10 protein-coding genes and 2 riboswitches are annotated in these 20472 nt (G+C 61.5%); of the genes, 3 read left to right on the top strand and 7 right to left on the bottom strand.

All coding sequences use genetic code 11. From position 1 onward, the window contains the following. Positions 1 to 236: 236 nt before the first annotated feature. Both ISP19_RS19350 and ISP19_RS19345 read right to left on the bottom strand, forming a co-directional pair. On the bottom strand, positions 237 to 3461 hold the full coding sequence (locus ISP19_RS19350; RefSeq protein WP_204684051.1) for a VPS10 domain-containing protein: 3225 nt from the start codon (positions 3459 to 3461) through the stop codon (positions 237 to 239). Positions 3462 to 3532: 71 nt separating this feature from the next. Continuing rightward, positions 3533 to 5725 carry a TonB-dependent receptor family protein gene (locus ISP19_RS19345; protein ID WP_204684050.1) on the bottom strand — a complete coding sequence of 731 codons (2193 nt, stop codon included), beginning with the start codon at positions 5723 to 5725 and terminating at the stop codon, positions 3533 to 3535. 211 nt (positions 5726 to 5936) lie between these two features. Between ISP19_RS19345 and ISP19_RS19340 the strand changes: the two genes are divergently transcribed. Continuing rightward, a complete protein-coding gene (locus ISP19_RS19340; protein ID WP_239556950.1) occupies positions 5937 to 9011 on the top strand; it encodes a WD40/YVTN/BNR-like repeat-containing protein in 3075 nt (1024 codons plus the stop codon). A gap of 62 nt (positions 9012 to 9073) precedes the next feature. Here the strand turns inward: ISP19_RS19340 and ISP19_RS19335 are convergent, their stop codons facing one another. After that, positions 9074 to 10036 (bottom strand): hypothetical protein, encoded by a 963-nt coding sequence (locus ISP19_RS19335; RefSeq protein WP_204684048.1) that lies wholly within the window; start codon positions 10034 to 10036, stop codon positions 9074 to 9076. Positions 10037 to 10627: 591 nt separating this feature from the next. Beyond that, on the bottom strand, positions 10628 to 11047 hold the full coding sequence (locus ISP19_RS19330; protein ID WP_204684047.1) for a VOC family protein: 420 nt from the start codon (positions 11045 to 11047) through the stop codon (positions 10628 to 10630). Between the two features lie 201 nt (positions 11048 to 11248). After that, a riboswitch (glycine riboswitch) is annotated at positions 11249 to 11333 on the top strand. 3 nt (positions 11334 to 11336) lie between these two features. Then, positions 11337 to 11426: riboswitch (glycine riboswitch) on the top strand. A gap of 46 nt (positions 11427 to 11472) precedes the next feature. On the opposite strand from ISP19_RS19330, the gene gcvP reads away from it, so the two are divergent. After that, a complete protein-coding gene (gcvP, locus tag ISP19_RS19325) occupies positions 11473 to 14394 on the top strand; it encodes an aminomethyl-transferring glycine dehydrogenase (RefSeq protein ID WP_204684046.1) in 2922 nt (973 codons plus the stop codon). A gap of 231 nt (positions 14395 to 14625) precedes the next feature. Beyond that, positions 14626 to 14850 carry a hypothetical protein gene (locus ISP19_RS19320; protein ID WP_204684045.1) on the top strand — a complete coding sequence of 75 codons (225 nt, stop codon included), beginning with the start codon at positions 14626 to 14628 and terminating at the stop codon, positions 14848 to 14850. A 76-nt stretch (positions 14851 to 14926) separates the two neighbouring features. On the opposite strand, the gene ISP19_RS19315 is transcribed toward ISP19_RS19320, so the two are convergent. The 3 genes from ISP19_RS19315 to ISP19_RS19305 form a co-directional block, all read right to left on the bottom strand. Then, a complete protein-coding gene (locus ISP19_RS19315; RefSeq protein ID WP_204684044.1) occupies positions 14927 to 16882 on the bottom strand; it encodes a M48 family metallopeptidase in 1956 nt (651 codons plus the stop codon). A gap of 51 nt (positions 16883 to 16933) precedes the next feature. Further along, positions 16934 to 17521: a LemA family protein gene (locus ISP19_RS19310; RefSeq protein WP_204684043.1), complete on the bottom strand. Its 588-nt coding sequence runs from the start codon at positions 17519 to 17521 to the stop codon at positions 16934 to 16936. A 120-nt stretch (positions 17522 to 17641) separates the two neighbouring features. Continuing rightward, on the bottom strand, positions 17642 to 20290 hold the full coding sequence (locus tag ISP19_RS19305) for a M1 family metallopeptidase (RefSeq protein WP_204684042.1): 2649 nt from the start codon (positions 20288 to 20290) through the stop codon (positions 17642 to 17644). Between the last annotated feature and the right edge of the window lie 182 nt (positions 20291 to 20472).

The raw sequence follows: 20472 nt of genomic DNA, 5'->3' as shown, positions 1-20472 counted from the left end.
GCATTGTCAAAAACGCCGGCATGACCGGCCGCGCGATCGTGCGGTGCAATATGTCAGAGGAAATATGACAGCGAGATGCGCTATGTGGATTTGGTGAATGACAAGAAAGTGCTGTTCCGTACTTGCTCAACTTGCCGAGTCCGGCGCATGGCCGAACTCGGCTTTGACGAATCCAGCACCTGGCGAGCTGAATTCGCGGTGCTAGAACCGCCCCACCGCCGCTTCTCAATGGCTGATCAGGGCACATCGTCTGAATCGACCGGCGCTTCGGCGTGAATCTGATTCGCCGCCGGTACCGTGATCGCTTTCATCCCCGCCACATGCAGCCGGGCGTTGAGCGCCGGCAGATCCTTGCCACGCATCGATTGCCATTGTGCGATGGCCTTGTCCAGATTGGACTTGTACTCGTCAAAGGCCTGCCGCTGCCCGTCCGTCGGGGCGCGGTCGGCACCTTCCATATCGGTGGCGATGGCGGTGAGCGCGTCGTTCATGGCTTCCAAGTTGGTGGACATTTCGCCGTCCCCGGATACGAGCGGATCGGTTTGCTTGCGGAACGCGTCGATAGCTTCGCGCAGTGATTGATGCGCGGCATCGCTGCCGAGCTTCTCCTCCGCTTGATCGAGCTGATCACGCACGGCGTCCACCTCACCGTGGGTTTGCCACACCTGCTGCAAAGCAATGCCGACTTCCTGCGAGAAGGCCAGCCCCGCAGCCAACGTCTGCTGGTCGAGCGTCACGCGCGGGTCCGTCGCCACATTCAACGGTGCGCGATAAGACTTTCCATCGACAGTCAGCACGACGTCGTACCTGCCCGGCAATACCAACGGGCCTTCCGGCGTCAACGGCGTATCGGAATCCCAGGTAGCAGCGATGCTGTAACCGTAGAGCAAGGCCTGCGGACGCGGGTAACGCAGATTCCATACGAAACGATGTGCGCCCGCACTGGTGCCCAATGTTTGCGGCGAACCGAGCCAGCCTTTCTGGAAATAGCGTTCGGCGGGCAGAACTTCGGGCTTGTCCGCGCTGGAGAAGTGGCGCACCAGCTTGCCGCTGCTGTCGAGAATATCCAACGTCACCGGTCCTTTGGCGGCGTTCGCCAATTGGTAGTCGATGATGGCGCCGGCGGGTGGATTCTTGCCGAGCGGCTCATCCGGCGGCAGCGGCGTGTCCCGGTTTTCGTTGGCGCGCACGCGGATGGCGCTGGCTGGTGTAAAGAGCATAGTTCTGCGCGCGGCATCGACGCCAGCCTGACGCAAGGGAGTAATGTCGTCGAGAATCCAGATCGCGCGACCCTGGGTGCCGGCGATCAGATCATCGCCGTGTATCGTCAGATCGCGCACCCATGCTGTGGGCAGGTTACGCTGCAGCGATTGCCAATGCGCGCCATCATCCAACGATACGAATATCCCGCGATCGGTGCCGGCAAACAGCAGACCTTCGCGCTGCGTATCGGCACGCACGACGCTTACGAAATCGTCTTCTGGCAAACCCGCGGAAATATCCGTCCAGGTTTTACCGTAATCATGCGTGCGCCATACGTGCGGCCGAAAATCATCCTGCCGGTGATTGTCGACGGCGGCATAGGCGGTGCCTGCGTGCAACGTAGACACGTCGAGCGAGCTGACGATGCCCCAATGGGGCAGATCCTTCGGCGTGACGTCCTGCCAATTCTTGCCGCCATCAAGCGTAAGCCGGACAGCGCCGTCGTCGGTGCCGATCCAGATTTCGTCGTTCGTCCAAGGCGATGGCGCAATGCTGTAAATCACGCCATAACCGCAATCGCGCGCCTGCTGCGCCGAGGGATTGCCCTCGCACCCCGTGGCGCCAGCCTTCTTCGCACTGAGGTCGGGACTGATGACATCCCAATGCTGCCCTTGATCCGTGGTGCGAAAAAGCACTTGCGCGCCCAGATACAGCGCGTAAGGCGGTTTCGCCGAGAAAGCGATCGGCGTAATCCAGGTGTAGTGGTATTTGAAATCGGTGGGACGCTGTCCGTAGCTGCTCACCGGCCAAGGCGCGACGTTCTGTACCACGCCCGTGCGGCGGTCCCAGCGCGATACGCGTCCGCCGAGACCCGAGCCGAATACGATGTCGGCATCGTTCGGGTACGGAATATCGTAATCGCGCTCGTCACCACCCACAGGACGCCAATCGCGGTAGGAAATGGCGCCGTAATCGCTGCGGCTGGCAATGCCGACCGTGCCTGAATCCTGCTGACCGGAATAGATCCAATACGGAAACTGGTTGTCGGTGGCAAGGTGATAGAACTGACCCGTCGGCTGGTTGTACCAACTGCTCCAGGTAACGCCACCGTCGACGGTAACCACGGCGCCCTGATCGCTTGCCGCGATCATACGTTGCGAGTCGCGTGGATCGATCCACAGGAAATGGTAGTCGTCGCCACCCGGCGCACCCTTGAAAATTTCCCAATGCTTGCCGCCATCCTCAGAACGCCGGATCGACTGTCCGGCGGAATAGAGACGGTCACGATTATTCGGATCGACCGTGAGCCGGCTGAAGTAATCGTTCGGCAGCCACGATTCATGACTTACCGCCTGCCAGGTCGCGCCGCCATCGTCGGAGCGATACAGGCCACTGTCCTTGCTGGGTTTGGCGGAGTTCACCACCGCATACACGCGATGGCCGCTGGCCGTGGCAATACCGATACGCGCCAGCGTACCGTCAGGCCATCCGCTGCCGCTGACTCGCTTCCAACTGCGGCCACCGTCGGTGGATTTGTACAGCCCGCTACCCGGTCCCGCGTTCGGCTCGAAATACGAGAGCCACGGATAATTGCGCACCTGCCACGCCGCGGCGTAGACGGTCTGTGGATCGGCCGGATCTGCTGCCAGATCCACCACACCGGTATCGGCGTCGATGAACAAGGTTTGCGTCCAGGTTTTGCCGCCATCAGTGGATCGGTAGACACCGCGCTCCCTGTTCGGGCCGAAGTAATGGCCGAGCACGCCGACCAGCAGGGTGTTGGCGTCGTCCGGATCGACCAAAATGCGCCCGATATGTTTACTTTCGATCAGCCCGATGTGTTTCCAGCTCTTGCCCCCGTCATCGGAGCGATACATGCCGTTGCCGGCGGCCACGTCATAACGCGCGGCAACCTGGCCCGAGCCAGCGTAGATCACGTTCGGGTCGGACGGCGCAACGGCGATGGCACCGATCGGCGCGGCGAACATGGCATCGAAGGTCGGCTGCCAGGTGCGGCCAGCATCGTTGGTTTTCCACACACCGCCACCGGCGGTGCCTATGTAGAACGTATCGGGCCGGGAGGGATCACCCGCCGCCATGGTGGCCCAGCCGCCGCGGTAAGGGCCGACCAAACGCCATTCGAACGCGGCGCCCACGCCGGCCGGCGGCGGCGCATCCGCATGCAGTGGCACAGCGCTGGCAAGCAGCCACATACCGGCCATGACGGAAAGAGAACGAACTAAGGCGCGTGTCGACATGATGACCCCCGCGTAAAAGTGAAGCTGACTTACTTGCTCTCCCTTCGGGAGAGCGGAGCGATGTTCAAAAATCAGTAAGTCAACGCAAAACCCGTATACCAAGTCCGGCCAAACGCCGGCTCCAAGCCGTTGTCCCAAACGCGATCGAAGTAATGGCGATTGCCGAGATTGCTGATGCCCGCCAGCAAGCGCAGCGAATGGTTCAACTGCCAGTCCGAGGCAAGATCCACCACCGTATAGGCTGGAATGCGCGCCGGCATGAAGGTTTCGCCGCTGCCGTAGGATTGATCGGAATCCTGCCAGTACTGCGCCGCCGATGACACCGCGGTGAGGCTCAGCTTGACCCGCTCATTGCGCCAGGTGATACCGGTTTTCAGCAGATAGTCGGGCGAAAAGGCCGGCGTCTTGCCCACCTGCCCCGGGATACTGCTAGCGGTGTAGCGGGCGTTGAGCAGGCTGGCGTTGAAGAACGCTTCCAGATGCTGCCCTTGCGTGGCCCATTGGGTCGGCGCGAAGAAATCGTAATCGAGCTGTGCTTCCAGACCTCGGCTGCGCGTGTCGCCAGTGTTCACCTCGATCGTGTCGATCTCATTGATGTACTCCGTTTCCAGGCGATTCTTGAAATCAACCCAGAATACGCTCACGTCGTAATACAAGCCGGTTACCGGCGCGCCGTGTACACCGGCTTCCCACGACACCGATTTGGACAGTTGCGCGGCGTGACCCGGCAGCAGGTTACTGAAGGGTGAGGCAATATCAAAATAGCGTAGCGGGCGCCAGCCCTGCGATACGTTGAAATAGGTTTCATTGCCGTGGCCGAAATCATTGCCCAGCCCGAGACCGAACAGCGGCAGATGACGGCTGTCAGCTTCGTTGATCAGCGGGCGCGACAGGAACGGTGGGCGCACGGTTTCATCCACGGCGATGCGCTCGTTCTCCAGGCGCACCGAAGGCACGAAGTGGATGCGATGCGGCAAACGGAAGACGTTCTCGGCGAACAGCGATTCGTACTGCGAATTTCGATTCTCATTGAGGATCTGTGTACCACTGTGATCGTCGCGCGCCACCATTAGATCCGGGCTGCTCCATTGCCGGAATGGATCATTGCCGTGGTACAGCACCGTGCCTACGGTGAAGGCATTGCCCTGCCCCCAGTTCTTGCGCAGACGAATATCCGTACCGTAAGTGCGGAAGGCCTCGTCCTGCAGCGTGGTACTGCTCGGCGGCGGTTGTCCGGGCAGTTGCGCATTCGCCGTACGGCTGACCAGATCCTGGTAGGTGAACCACAACTTGGCTTCCAGCGACCAGTTATGGCCCAGATCACGCGTATGGCCCAGCACCAGCTGATCGCGATTGACCCAGTTGCGGTTATACGGCGTGGTGACGGTGCGCGGATCCTGCTGCCATTGCGTGTAACTCAGCAATCCTGGATTGCCGGATACCGTGCTGATGGCATGAAAATCGATCCACCATTGCTGATGCTCGTCCGGCTTGTAGGCCAGGTACAGATCGGTTTGGCGATTTTGCGAGCCATCGTCCGCGCGCGTGCCATCGCTATGCACGTAGCCGGCGTCGGCGCGGAATGCCCATGCTCCCTGATTGCGCTCGATCACGTTGTAGTTGGAAAGCAGACCATGCTCGCCGACCACGTTCTCGGTGCTCACCGTCAGCGGCGTGCCGGGAGCGGGCCGCTTGGACACGAGATTGATCACCGGCTCAGGTTCGGGTCCGTACATCAAGCTGGAGCCGCCACGGATCAGCTGTACGTCCGCCAGGCTTTGCGTCATCGGGAACGCATACAGCGTGGGAAAACCGATCCAGTCGCCTTCCAGCGGAATACCGTCCTGCATCACCAGCACGAATTCCGATTCCTGCGGATTGCCGATACCGCGATAGCTGAAGTTGAATTGCGTCGGTGTCGGCTGCTCGGAAACAAGCACGCCCGGCGTACGCGCGAAGACCTGGTTGAGATTATTGCCGATCACCGTGGGTTGGTTGTCCAGATGTGTCACCGTGGTTTTCTTGGTGACGGTGATCTTGGGACCGTCCACCTCCGGCATCTGGTACATCAACTTGGCTTTGAGATATTTCCGCCAATCGTTGGCGATCACGTTCACCGCCTCTAGATTGGTGGCTTTCTTGGCGCCCTGGCTTTGATTAAGCCCCTGGCTTTGACTGGCATCGTCCTGCGCGAAGGCGGACGGGACCGAAGTCAACGACATCAACACAGCCAACGGCAAGACAGCGCGGCGCAACGGCAACATGCGGTATCCAGGTGACGGCGGGTAGCCTTGTGTTATCGCGCATGGTCGCACGCTTGGCTATATGCCATCGGTTTACCGTCCGGATCGCCGGCCTGTCGCGTTACAGTGCGCCAGCAACTCGCCCTCCCCGGCCGGGGAGAGGGAGAAACCTTCTTTCCCGCATGAGACTTGCCCCGTGCACCTGCGCCGCCTCGCCTTATTCTCGTTTGGGATGACCGTTGCGCTTGTCGCGCACGCAACCGTCGATCCTTCCTTGTTCCAAGCGCTGCATTGGCGCCTGATCGGCCCATTCCGCGGCGGTCGCGTACTGGCGGTCAGCGGCATTCCCGGCGATGACCGGCATTTCTATTTCGGCGCGGTTGATGGCGGCGTGTGGAAAACCAATGACACAGGCCGCACCTGGCAGCCCATCTTCGACGACGAGCATGTGGGATCGATCGGCGCGCTCGCGCTGGCGCCGTCACGGCCGGATACCATCTATGTGGGCAGCGGCGAAGCAGATATGCGCTCGGACATCGCGCACGGCGATGGCATGTACAAATCGACCGACGCCGGCAAGCATTGGAGTCATATCGGCCTGGAAGACAGCCGCCAGATCGGGCGCATTCTGGTCGATCCGCGCAATCCCGACGTGGTGTTCGTAGCCGCGCTGGGCCATGCCTACGGCCCGAATGCCGAACGAGGTGTCTTCCGCTCCACCGATGGTGGTCAGCACTGGGAAAAAGTGTTGTTCAAGGACAACAACACCGGCGCCATCGATCTTGCTTTCAAGCCCAACGACCCGAATACGATCTATGCCGCGCTGTGGCAAACCCGCCGTCCACCATGGAGCGTTTATCCGCCCTCCAACGGACCGGGCAGTGGCTTGTATGTGTCGCACGATGGCGGTTCGCACTGGACGCAGATCCAGGGCAACGGGTTCCCGGCTCACCCCGGACGGATTGGGCTGGCGGCGGCACTCAGCCAGCCTGATCGCCTTTATGCGCTGGTTGATGCACCGGATGGCGAAGGCGGACTCTACCGCTCCGATGACGCCGGCGTGCATTGGAAGCACACCACCGACGATCAGCGCATCTGGCAGCGCGGCTGGTATTTCAACCGCCTCGCCGTCGATCCGAAGAACGCTGACCGCGTCTATGTGATGAACACGATCGTGCTGCGCTCGGACAATGGCGGCCAACAGTTCATTGCGCTGAAAGGCGACCCCACGGGCGATGACTTCCACGAAATGTGGATCGACCCGACCAACCCGAACCGGCAGATTCTCGGCGTGGATCAAGGCACGCTGATCACGCTCAATGGAGGCACCACCTGGAGTAGTTGGTACAACCAGCCCACTGCACAGATCTACCACGTCAGCACCGACAACCGCTTCCCATACTGGGTGTATGGCGCGCAGCAGGACTCCGGCGCGGTGGCGCTGCCCAGCCGCGGCGGCAGCGACGGCATCACCATGGCGCAATTCCACGAGATCGCGCCCGGCGGCGAAAGCGACATGATCGCCCCCGATCCGGACGATCCCGATATCGTCTACGGCGGCCGCGTCGACAAGCTCGACACACGCACGGAACAAGTGCGCAGTATCGACCCCACCCTGGCCTATCCTGCCGTGCATTACCGCGCGGCGTGGACGCTGCCGCTGGCGTTCTCCAAGCGCAATACCAAGGTGTTGTATTTCGCCAACCAGCGTCTGTTCCAAACTGACGATGGCGGCGATCACTGGAAGCCGATCAGCCCCGACCTCACCCGCCCCGATGCAGGCGTACCCGCCAATCTCGACGCCCCGACCGCCGCCGACGACGATCATGTCGACAAGCGTCGCGGCGTGATCTACACCATCGCGCCCTCCCCGCTCATCGCACAAACCTTGTGGGTGGGCACGGACGATGGCCTGGTGTGGCGTACCGACGATGAAGGTGCGCACTGGGACAACGTGACACCGGCGGCGCTGACGCCATGGTCAAAAGTCGGCGGCATCGAGCTGTCGCACTTCAGTCCAGATGTGGCTTATCTCGCCATCGATCGTCATCGCCTGGACGACGATGCGCCCTATATCTACCGCACCACCGACGCCGGCAAGAACTGGACACGCATCGATAGCGGCATCCCCTCCGACTGCTTTGTCAACGTGGTGCGCGAAGATCCCGCCCGTAAGGGCTTGCTCTACGCCGGCACCGAAAAAGGCGTGTATGTCTCCTTCGACGATGGCGCGCACTGGCAATCGCTGCAGCAGAACCTGCCGTCGACATCGGTGCGCGATATCGATGTGCATCAGGATGACCTCGTCATCGCCACCCATGGCCGTGGCTTCTGGATCATGGACGACATGACGGCTCTGCGCCAAATGGACGGTGTGAGCGCCACCCAGGTGACGCTGTTCAAGCCGGCGGATGCGATCCGCGTGCGCCACGCCGCTTTCACCGGCACGCCGATGCCGAAAGACGAACCCATAGCCGCCAATCCACCCGATGGCGCCATGATCGACTACGTGTTACCGGAACATGTGAAAGGCCCTGTCACGCTGACGATATTGGATGCACAGAACAACCAGGTACGCCGCTTTAGCAGCGATGACAAACCGCCGATGCTGGATCCAGCCAAACTTGAATTTGCCCCGGAGTGGGTGCCGATTCCCACGCCACTGTTCACGACGCCGGGCATGCATCGTTTTGTCTGGAATCTTCGCTATGCATCGCAAGGCGAAACCGGCAAGCATTCGAAGGATGGCGTATGGGCGCCTCCCGGCACCTACACCATCGAGCTTAGCGTCAACGGGCACAGCTATCGGCAACCGCTGATCGTCAAGCCGGATCCGCGCGTCACCGTGTCCGTGCTGGCCATGCAGCGTGAATTCGAACTCGCTCGCAAGGTGGAAACCGCATCGGCACAAGCATCCAAGGCTGGGGCGGAAGCCGAAGCGCTGCTGCAAGCGCTGGACGAACGGCAGGCGTATGCCAACGGCGCGCTGCACGACCAGATCGGCGCCCTGATCGCACAGACCACCGATCTTTCCGGTATGCCGCTGCATCCCGATCCACGTGATACCGTCGGCGCGCCACCGCGTCGTACCGACAGTCTGCGCGCTCTGTCGACCAATCTGAGCAAGTTGCTTAGTGCGGTCGACGACGCCGACGCCGATCCCAGTCCGGATGCGCGGACGGCTTACGCAACGCTATCGCAGACACTGACCGCCACGCTTGGCGATTGGGAGCATATGAAGCAGCACGATCTGTCTGCGCTTAATGACAAGCTCAAAGCGGCCGGCGAAAAGCCCATTGCGCTTTAGCCGTCAGGCCATCCTTGCCATACCGTCATTTCGGTGAAAGCCGGAATGACGGTGCAAGACAGTCAGCGCGCAGCCAACCGTGCCTGCACTTCCGCATAGATGCGCGCTCGCTTTGCAGAAAACCAGCCCAACACACCGGTAATCGGCATCGGCAACAAACCCACCAGGCGGGATGCCGCTGCCACGCGCTGCAAATGGGCGCTGTGGAAATCGGTAAATGCCTGCGCAAGTTCCGGTGTGGTGAATGGCGCTTCCATGTATTCGTCCAGCACGGCGCCGAGCAGTGCAGCCGCGCGTTGGGCGATATCCCGGTTGGCACTGATCACATTCGTATCGCCACGCGGAACGTCGTAAGCCGCTTCGATGGCTTTCACCAGTTGCCGGAATTCAGTGGCATGCAGCGGTCGGCACGAAATCGGCGCCTTGGATCTGGTCAGCAACCACGTCTGGTCATCGCGCGTCAGCGAGCCGGAGTGGTTGGTGGCAACGTCCATCGCATCGGCATAGGTGTATGCGTATTCACCCATCAGCTCGATGGCGAGTTCCTCGCGTACCATCGGGGTCGTGCGACGCACGCCATCGCGTCCGTACCAGCGAATGTATTCCGGCGTCACTTGATAAAAACTGCCACGCGGAGGACGGCTGAAAAGCCGCTCTTCCGCATCGCCCGGCAGGCTGGGGTGGATCGCCTTCATGCCGGCGCCGCGTGCCGCGAGCACGCGATCCAGCAACACTTCAACGGTCACCAGTTCGTGGTGGTATTCGCCGAACAGGCTGTCATCATCGACGTGGGCGAAATACACAAAACGTATGTGGCGCGTCACGCGCGCCGCGCGCCGCGCGCGCTTGGCCGGATCACGCAGGCGACGCTTCCAGGCCCGCAGGCGATTGCCCAGGCTGGACGCCTCAACGGACTGCACGACCTTGGGCCCGTGGGCCGTAGGCAAATTACTCAGGAGTGCACCCACTTCCTGATCCGATATGGCAGCGGCATCCATGGTCTGATCGCCATCGAACGCCCGCATTGAACCTTCCGATTCACACACAACGACACCCTCAAACGACAAGCTTGCGCGGCCATATCCATCGCCGTTCGCAACGCATTGAAGAAGCGCCTGTCTATTCCATGGCAGAGAGAGCGCCTCGGCAGCGCGGAACCTTTCCGGTCGTGATGGCCGCGCGTGCCCGTGCGCGTTGAAGCGCGAGCTTCAACGCGTCGTGGACAACATCGCGAATACATTCGCCGTTAATGAATTCGCCGGTGGGGAAGCCGGTGAATCCTCAAACTCCTTGCTCGCACCAGGAACAGCCCGGATCGGCCTGACGCACACATCATGCGTATGGGCGCGGGATCCGCGTGTTCACAACAACGAAAAGCAAAAAGCCGTCGTGAAGTCCGACACGAATGCCGAGGGGGAATCGTTCGTGGGACTGCACACGCCTATGCGTCGAGTTCGCCTGCTCGGCGGTTGCACATAAGCGTCCTGGGGAATGCCCATTATAACGAGTCAAATACCGCAAAAGTTAAATTCGTGACTAATGACACATGCTTTTTCAAGCGCCAGCTCGAAACGCCCACGGCTCTATACCGCTGAGCAAATCTCACCCGTGCGCCATCAGTGCGTCGGCGGCCCTTTCAACTCGACCATGTTGCCTTGCGGATCAAAGAGATAAATAGAGGGCCCCTCGCCTCCGGCGCCATAGCGGCTGCCGATCTCGCCGACATGCACGCCATGCGCTTTCAGATGGGTGACGATCGCCGCCTCGTCATACCCGTCCACACTCAGGCACAGATGGTCCATGTTGTGCCCTTGCGTGCCCGGGCCGGCGCCACCCTGACGGCCCGGCTTGCCGTCGATGCCGACCAGGTCGATCAGGGAGTGGCCAGCGCGCAGTTGGACCAGGCCGATCTCATCCTGCCTGCGCTCCACGGTGCAGCCCAGCACATCGCAATAGAACGCCAGCATGCTGGGAACGTCGTAGACGCGCAGTACCACATGATCGAGCTGTTCAATGCGGAAGGGCGGTTTGTTCATGATGTTGACTCTCGCCGATGGCGGCTACCGCTCCCGGATGGAGGGGCGGGCTCAGGGGCACGCTGGTGACAGGGATTGTTGCGGTGTGAAACATGTCCCCACGGTTGTGCGCTCCGTGGAAATTTCAAGGCGGGACTGCCCTCTTCCCCCGCAAGGAAGAGGGCGCCATACAGCGTGGCGCGAGGTATAATTCGCGCCTTGATGTACATGGTGGGAGAAGCGGGCCAAACCCGCTGCCGAAGGCGCAACGCCCGTAATCGCTCAGGCCCCATACCGCCGTGGACCAAGACTCTGGAGAGACCGGTTGAATCCGGCGCCGAAGGGGCACGAAGCACAGGCGCAAGCCGCCGCTTCCAAACTCTCAGGCAAAAGGACAGAGGGGCGCCCCGCGTGCGGCCTGCACGCGTTTTTCGGACGCCCTTGCCATGAGTCAGAACAACACCCCATCGCTACGCGAACTCGAGCACCACCACGCCTTTATCGAGCGCCACATCGGCCCGAACGATGCCGAGATCGCGCAGATGCTGCACGTGATCGGCCACGGTTCGCTGGAAGCGATGACCGACGCCATCGTGCCGGGCCAGATCAAATCGCAACAGCCCTTGGCGCTGTCGCCCAGCATGACCGAAGAAGAAGCGCTGGCGAAGATCCGCACCATCGCGCGCAAGAACAAGGTGCTCAAGAACTTCATCGGTCAGGGTTACTACAGCACGCTCACGCCGAACGTCATCCTGCGCAACATTCTCGAGAACCCGGCCTGGTACACGGCGTATACGCCATATCAGGCGGAGATCTCGCAAGGCCGCATGGAAGCGCTGATCAACTTCCAGACCATGGTGGCCGATCTCACCGGCATGGACATCTCCAATGCCTCGCTGCTGGACGAAGCCACCGCCGCGGGCGAAGCGATGACGCTGGCCAAGCGCTCGGCCAAGTCCAAGTCCAATGTGTTCTTTGTCGCCAACGACGTGCATCCGCAGACGCTGGAAGTGCTGCATACCCGCGCTGATGGCGTGGGCATCGAGCTGCACATCGGCGACGCGGCGGAAGCTTCCAGCGTCGACAGCTTCGGCGTGCTGCTGCAATACCCCAACACCTACGGCCAGATTCACGACTACAGCGCCGTCGCCGATGCAGTCCATGCCCGCGGCGGTGTCGTCGCTGTGGCGACCGACCTGCTCGCGCTGACCGTGATCGCCTCGCCCGGCTCCTGGGGCGCGGACATCGTGATCGGCAACACCCAGCGTTTCGGTGTGCCGTTCGGCTTTGGCGGCCCGCACGCTGCGTATCTCGCCTGCCGCGATGCCTACAAGCGCTCCATGCCGGGCCGCCTGATCGGCGTGTCGGTGGACGCGGAAGGCAAGCCGGCTTATCGCCTGACCTTGCAGACGCGCGAGCAGCATATCCGCCGCGAAAAGGCGACTTCCAACATCTGTACCGCACAGGTGCTGCTGGCGGTGATGGCCAGCATGTACGCCGTGTACCACGGCCCGGAGGGGCTGGAGCGCATTGCGCGCCGCACGCATCGCCTCACCGCGATTCTTGCCGCTGCGCTGCGTAGCGCCGGTATGACGGTGGGCAGCGATTTCTTCGATACCCTGCACATCACCAACGTCGATGCTGACGCTATCCACGCCAAAGCGGTAAGCAAGGGTCTCAACCTGCGCCAGATCCATGGCCAGGCCGTGGGCATCAGCCTGGACGAAACCACCACCCGCGCTGACGTGCTGGCACTGGCCGAACTGTTCGGCGCCGATCTGGGCGATATCGACGAAGTCGATGCCAACACCCCGAACGCCCTGCCCGCCACGCTGCTGCGCAAAACGCCGTTCCTGCAGCATCCGGTATTCAACACGCATCACAGCGAGCACGAACTGTTGCGCTATATGCGCTCGCTGGCCGACAAGGACCTGGCGATGGATCGCACCATGATCCCGCTGGGCAGCTGCACCATGAAGCTCAACGCCACCGCCGAAATGATTCCGGTGACGTGGCCCGAGTTCGGCCAGATCCATCCGCTGGCGCCGGCCGATCAGACCCAGGGCTACAAGCAGCTGATCGACGAACTGGAAGCCATGCTGGTGGAGTGCACCGGCTATGACGCCGTCAGCCTGCAGCCGAACTCCGGCGCGCAGGGCGAATATGCCGGCCTGCTGGCGATTCGCGCGTATCACCGTTCGCGCGGCGAAGACCATCGCGATATCTGCCTGATTCCCGAGTCTGCGCACGGCACCAACCCGGCTTCGGCGCAGATGTGCGGCATGACCGTGGTGGTCACCAAGTGCGATAGCAACGGCAACGTCGATGTCGAGGACATCCGCGCCAAGGCCGAGAAATACTCCGATCGCCTCGCCGCGCTGATGATCACCTACCCCTCCACGCACGGCGTGTTCGAGGAAGACGTGGTGCGCATCTGCGAAATCGTGCATCAGCATGGCGGCCAGGTGTACACCGACGGCGCCAACATGAATGCGCTGGTCGGCGTGGCCAAACCCGGCAAGTGGGGTTCGGACGTCTCGCACCTCAACCTGCACAAGACCTTCTGCATCCCGCACGGCGGCGGCGGCCCGGGCGTGGGTCCGTGCGCAGTGAAGTCGCACCTGGCCCCTTTCCTGCCCAAGACTTATGTCGGCATCCATGCCGACGAAGATCAAACAGCAGCCATCCATGGCCGTACTTCTCATAAGGGCGCCGGTGGCATGGTGTCTGCGGCACCGTTCGGCAGCGCCAGCATCCTGCCGATCAGCTGGATGTACATCACCCTGATGGGCCAGCAGGGCCTGCGCAAGGCCACGCAAGTGGCCCTGCTCAACGCCAATTACATCGCCAAGCGCCTAGCGCCTCACTACGAAACGCTCTACACCGGCCGCAACGGCCTGGTGGCGCACGAATGCATTCTTGATCTGCGCCCGCTGAAGGACAGCAGCGGCATCAGCGCCGAAGACGTGGCCAAGCGCCTCATCGATTTCGGCTTCCATGCGCCGACGCTGAGTTTCCCGGTAGCCGGCACCTTGATGGTGGAGCCGACCGAGAGCGAATCGCTGCACGAACTGGATCGTTTTATCGATGCGATGATCCAGATCCGCGACGAAATCCGCGCCATCGAAGACGGCCGCCTGGATCGCGAGGACAACCCGCTCAAGAACGCGCCGCACACCGCCACCATGGTCACCGGCACGGAGTGGACGCATGCTTATCCGCGCGAACTGGCCGCCTTCCCACTGCCCAGCCTGCGTTTGCAGAAGTACTGGTCGCCGGTGGCACGCGTGGACAATGTCTACGGCGACAAGAACGTGATGTGCGCGTGTATTCCGATCGACGCTTACAAGGAAGAAGCCGAGGCTTAAGCCTTACCAGCAAGGCCTACGCAAGACCCCGCTTATGGCGGGGTCTTTTTTTTGCCGTCCAAAGCGGCATCCGTGATTCGCAAAGGCATACGGCATGGTTGATCGCGCAAGGTAGGTTTTGGGCTGCCCTGGACGTCTTAGAACTTGTCAGGCTGATCCTTGAACCGTTAGCGCAGGTTTGCGCTCGATTCCCCCCGCCAACGTCCGCGGCGGACATACCTCGGAGCCCCCATGAACAAAAGTCCCGCCAGGAACACGTTTCTTGTAAAAATGTTCCTGACCTTGTGGGTGCTTTTGACGGCATCGGCGCTGCTTTTCTTTCACTTCACGCTCGGTATGACAATAACCCGCGAGCTGCTGTCGAAAGCGGCGGCCACTTATCTGCTTTCCAGTGCCGCGGTTTTCTTCCTGGTTTATCTGATCAAGCTCGTCGTTAAAAACAGCGCGCAGGATTAAAGCCCTGCCCCGCAAGCAGGCGTAAGGAGCCCTGCTTTCGCAAGGCTCTTGAGGCTGATGAAGTAGAAACATCTGCTCAAACCGAGGCAGACGTCTGGTGTGGAACCGGGCAATGCAGGCTGGCGCACACGACGCGCAACAGTTCCTTCTCGGTTGGCGTCACCACGCCATCTGCCTCAATCGCACGCTGCAGGCTTTGAATCACGATCTCCTTGGCCGCAGGCAGCAGCCTGTCGAGATCATCCAGCGCACTATCCAACTTCGGCTGCCATTCCATCGGAAGTATCTGCCACTGGAAGGTCGCCCCCGGGAACGCCTGATCCATCGCCGTCAGCCACGCACGTCGTGCCGAGGCATCGTCATTGCTGCCGTAGACAGCCACGACCGCGCAGACGAGCGACAGGCTATCGCGGCATGCGGGCAGCTTCTTCTGACCTTCCACCGGCGCGCTGCGCGGTTTGGCGGCCTCACGCAGGTACATGCGCAGTAGCCGTACCAGGCAATAGTCGTCGAGTTCGACCTGCGGATCGACGCTGACGATGGCATCCAGCGTTTCGCGCAACGTTTCCAGGCGCCCCGGTGGCAGCTGCTTCAAGGCCGGGAACGACAAAGCGATCAGCGGCATGCGCTGGGCCGCCGTCAGGGTCAGCTCGTCGGCGACCAGCTGGTCGGTGGCACCCAGCACATCATCGCCGAACGCATTGGCGATAAACCGCCGTTGCCGCGGCCGCAAATCCTCGTGCTCCGACATGGCCAGGGCCAACGCCAAGGTAAGTGCGGTTTCAGGCTTGCGCGCTGCCGTGGTCAGGCTCGCCGGCATGCTCCGCTGCACGGTTCGTACTTGCTGGAAGCGTTCTTGCGGGGGAGCATTCGCGGCCACCGCGGCAACGACCGCCACCGGCGCGACAGCTGTCGCTGTATCGGTATCACCGGGCCATTCCAGCGGCGGCAATTCCTTCTTCTCCACCACAGCATCCACGTCAGCCGAAGCGACGCCGTCATCCTCCGCGAGAGCGCCACTCACGCTTCGTTCCAGCTCCGACAGCTGCTGTTCGCGGAACCAGGGCTCCAAGGTCCGTATGCGCTGCATGAGCGGTGGATGAGTGGCGAACCAGGAATTGAACTTATCCACGTCGCCAAACATCATGTGCGCGACTTCATGCCGGTTTCCGACTCGCAGTAGCGAGCCCCAAGGCACCACCGCCATTTTTTTCAGCGCGCCGGCGATACCCGACGTTTGCCGCGTAAATTGCACCGCGGACGCATCAGCCAGCGATTCACGCGAACGTGCCACCGCCGCCTGAATCAAGCGCCCGAAAAAATAACCGATCGACCCGATGATGATGAAACCCAGGCCAAACATGTAGCCGATCACTTTTTTCTCGGCCACGCGTTCAGGGTCTTCATAGTCATCGGTCCAGGCGAACTGCCGCCCGATCACGGATATCGCCATGATGCCGAACAGCAAGCCCATCAGGCGGATATTGAGCCGCATGTCGCCGTTGAGTACGTGACTGAATTCGTGGGCAATCACGCCTTGCAGTTCGTCACGTGTGAGGTGGTCGAGACAACCCTGCGTGACGCAGATCGCCGCGTCGGAGGCCGAATAACCCGCGGCAAACGCGTTGATGCCCGCCTCCTGTGGCATCACGTAGATATCGGGCACCGGCATGCCGGAAGCGATGGCCACTTCTTCGATCACATTGCGCAAGCGCTTGAGCTTCGCATCGGTGACATCCGGCGGCACGGGGACCCCGCCCACGTCCTCGGCCACTGCCGAGCCGCCTTCGGCAAGACTGTGGATGCGGTAAAACGCGCAGCCAAAGATCAGCACCAACATGGCCAGCGTCGTCCACGTGATCAGCCGGTGCTGGTACCGCACCAGATCACCGGCCCTGAGCCAAGGATGGCCGAATACCGCAAACACCGAAACATCCACCGCGAGCACGATGGCGATAACGGCCAGGGCAAACAGCACCACGAGTACTCGCGTGCTGCTGCGCACCTGCGCCTGTCTGGCAAAGAAATCCATGGCGCCTTCCCCCGGCGAATCGACGCGATCCGAGCTTTGCAGCCCGATCGATTAGCCGAAGGAAACCTTGGGCGCTTCGCGCACTGCCTGGTCTTCGACCTGCAGCGGGTGCGCCTCGGTGAAGCTGAAGCTGCCGGCAATGAACGAACCAGGGAAGACTTCGCAACGGTTGTTATAGGTCATCACCGCATCGTTATAGGCCTGGCGTGCGAACGCCACCCGGTTTTCCGTGGAGGTAAGCTCTTCGGAGAGCTGCCTTATCGTCTGATTCGCCTTGAGCTCCGGATAGGACTCGCTCACTGCGAATAGACGGCCAAGGCTTTGCGTCAGACTGTCTTCAGTCGACGACAACTGCTGCATGACCTGGGGGTCGCCCGGACTGCGCTTGGCATTGGCCAAGCCGCTGACCGCCGCATTGCGTGCCTGCATGACCGCTTCGAGCGTGCTGTGTTCGTGAGTGAGGTAGGCCTTGGCGGCTTCCACCAGGTTGGGAATCAGGTCGTGGCGACGCGTGAGCTGCACGTCGATTTGCGCAAATGCATTCTTGTAGCTGTTACGCGAGGTCACCAATCCGTTGTAGATGGAGACCACGTACAAAACGGCCAACACGATGATGGCCACAAAAACGGTCAGACCCATTGAATGACTCCCCTTTAAGGCGTTCCACGCCTGTCCGCGGGAGCATACCACGCGGTTTCTTACGGGCCAGGACCGGGCAAAGCCCCCCTCTCCCGCGTGGAGAGGGGGTATCGCCAAACCTCAGCCGTTCTTCTTCAACCAGGTGTCGATCGCGGGAATACGATCCTTGCGCACCCCAGTCCGATACTGGATGTTCGCAATCGCCGTATCCGAGCCGCGGCGGGACGTGGGCGCTATATAAGCCTGCGCAAACGCACGCATTTTCTCGATCATTGCCGGATCCAGCGAGTAGGCGACCAGGCGCGGGTAGTACTCGCTGCGCGAAGTGGCATCGATCAACTGATCCATCTGTTCGCGATGTGCCACGGCAAAATCGAAGGCCAGTTCGGGATGAAGGCGCGACACGGTGGAGATCATGTTCGAGCTGTTGGTGGCACCCGGCTCGTTAGTCAACGCCAGATCGAGCGCGCGCTTGGCAAGCGCTTCATCCTTGGCCGTTGCCAGCAAGGCGTACAAGGTGTCCTTCACCAGCGGTGTTTTCTCGGTCTGCGCACGCGCACGCAATTGGTTCCAGCTTGCCGCATCGGCGTTGTAGGCTACCACCGCGGTGATGGTCTTGCGCAAAGCACCGGGCACAGCCGAGGGATCCGTGGCCTGCGCCGCGTAACGGCGCTGTGCTTCCCCGATCACATGCTGATCACCCAGATCGCTAAGTGTTTCGATCAGCTGATCGCGCAGGATCGCCACCGTCGCCGGCTCGCCGGCCTTGGCTTCCCAGCCGATCTGCTTGAAGACCGGTTCCAGCCTGGCGATGGCGAACGCGCGGAAGGTGGCCTGCCCCGCATCACCGTCGCGGTAATAGCGATTCAGGCTGCCAAGCACGCCGGCGATGTTTTCCCACAACACCGGATTGGCGTCGCCAGGCGTTGCCTTGATCAAATCCAGTACCGAGGACGCCGGCTCCAATCCGGCAAGGCCCAGGGCGTAGGTGTCATCCAGCAAGCCGAGCTGGTCGATCGGCGCGAGCCTGGCGTAATTCGCACTGAGCCCAGCGAAGGCCTCGGGACTGTACAGCGTACGGTAATAACCGCTCTGCCCCGCATTCACCACCACCGGCCCGCAACCCGGCACGACCAGCGAAGTATCGCCGTTCACCAGCGCGCTGGCGGGTGCACTGCCCACAGCTTGCGCAATCACCGGCACATGCCAGTGCCGCATCATGCGGTTGGCGGCGCCCTTGCTGAATTGGCCCTGGGTCAGTTCGAGCGCGGTGCTGCCGTTCTTGCAGGTCTCCGACGCCACGCGAATCAACGGCACGCCGGGCTGCAAGGTGAAATCGTGCGCGATCGTGGTCACCGGCTTGTCGGTGACCGTTTCCATCGCCTTCCACAGATCGTCGGAAACCGTGTTGCCATACGCGTGATCCTTGATATAGCGGCGCACACCATCACGCCACACATCCGGACCAAGGTATTGCTCCAGCATGCGGATCACCGACTCGCCCTTGGAATAGGTGATCGCGTCGAAGGCCTGGTTGGCCTGCTCCACCGTTTCCACGTGCTGCACGATCGGGTGCGAAGTAGACACCGCATCGAGGGCCATCGCCGTCTCACGGATATCCACCGTACCCAGTTCGGCATGCCATTCCGGATGCAGCTTTTCGGTGGTGCGGGTCGCCATCCATGACGCGAAGCCTTCGTTGAGCCACAGGTCATCCCACCAGCGCATGGTCACCAGATCGCCGAACCACTGGTGCGCCATCTCGTGCGCCTCATCACTGAACACTTCTTCCTTGTCGGCCTGCGTGGAGATCGAGGGATCCAGCAGCATGGCGTATTCGAAAGTGAAAATCGCGCCCCAGTTCTCCATCGCAGCGAAGAACTGGCTGCTGCCCGGCGAGGCGATGTTGTCCAGCTTGGGCAGCGGGTACGGCGTGCCGAAATACCCGTTGTATTCGTGCAGGATGGTCTTGGCCGAATCCAGCGCAAAACCGGCCTGCGAGGAGAGCCCCTTCTGGGTGATTACGCCGATCTCGGTGCCATCGGAGCTGGTCGTCACGCGATCGAAGTCGCCGGTGCCGAAGAACAGCAGATAGGTCGACATCTTCGGCGACTGCTGGAACTGCACGCGGGTCAGGCCGTTACCGAGATCGGTTTTCTGCACGACCGGCATATTGTTCACGGCCATCTGACCGGTGGGCACCGTAGCCGTCAGCGTAAAGGTGGCCTTGTAGGCGGGCTCGTCCCAGCTCGGGATAAAGCGGCGTGCATCGGAGTTCTCGAACTGCGTGTACAAGGCGTGCTTGTGTCCAGCCTTGGTGTCGTAATCGATCACGAACAAGCCGTTAGCCTGCGTATCGATCTTGCCGGTGTAATCCATGCTCAGGCGGTAGCTGCCGACCGGCACCGGCTTGGCGAAGGTAAAGGTGGCCGTCTGCGCATCCGCATTCACGGCAACCTTCGGCGCACCAAAGCCGGCCTTGCCCGATACGGGTGTCAGGCTGACCGATGAAAACTTCAGATCGATCGCATTGAGCGTGATGCTGGCCGTTGGCGTCAGCACATCGATCGTTACCGTGACCTTGCCGTCGAAACTCAGTGCGTCGACGTGCGGGGTCACCGCCACGTCGTAATGCGTAGGCCGCACGCTGCGCGGCAACTGGGTGGTACCGATGATCTCGGCCGGCGCATTCGACTGGGCCAGTACCGGCTGACTGACGGCAGCACCGGCCAGGGCAATGGCGATCGCGGAAAACAAAAGATGACGCATGGCGCTCCCCTATCTCATATCAACGGCGGATAGTGCAGCCTGCCCGTGGCCTTCAGACAGCGCCAGAAGTCATGCAGCTGACCGAATTCCGGAGGTGGAGTTAGCCGGACAGGATGGGATCGGATGCGCATGGTAGACCCATAGCGCCAAAATCAATTCGCCGGATGAGGGCCAAGCCTCCA

Origin of the sequence: Dyella flava, from assembly GCF_016904955.1 — a bacterium.
GTDB lineage: Bacteria > Pseudomonadota > Gammaproteobacteria > Xanthomonadales > Rhodanobacteraceae > Dyella_B > Dyella_B flava.
The sequence above is the reverse complement of the archived record's forward strand: the minus strand, read 5'-3'. Positions and strand labels throughout refer to the sequence as shown.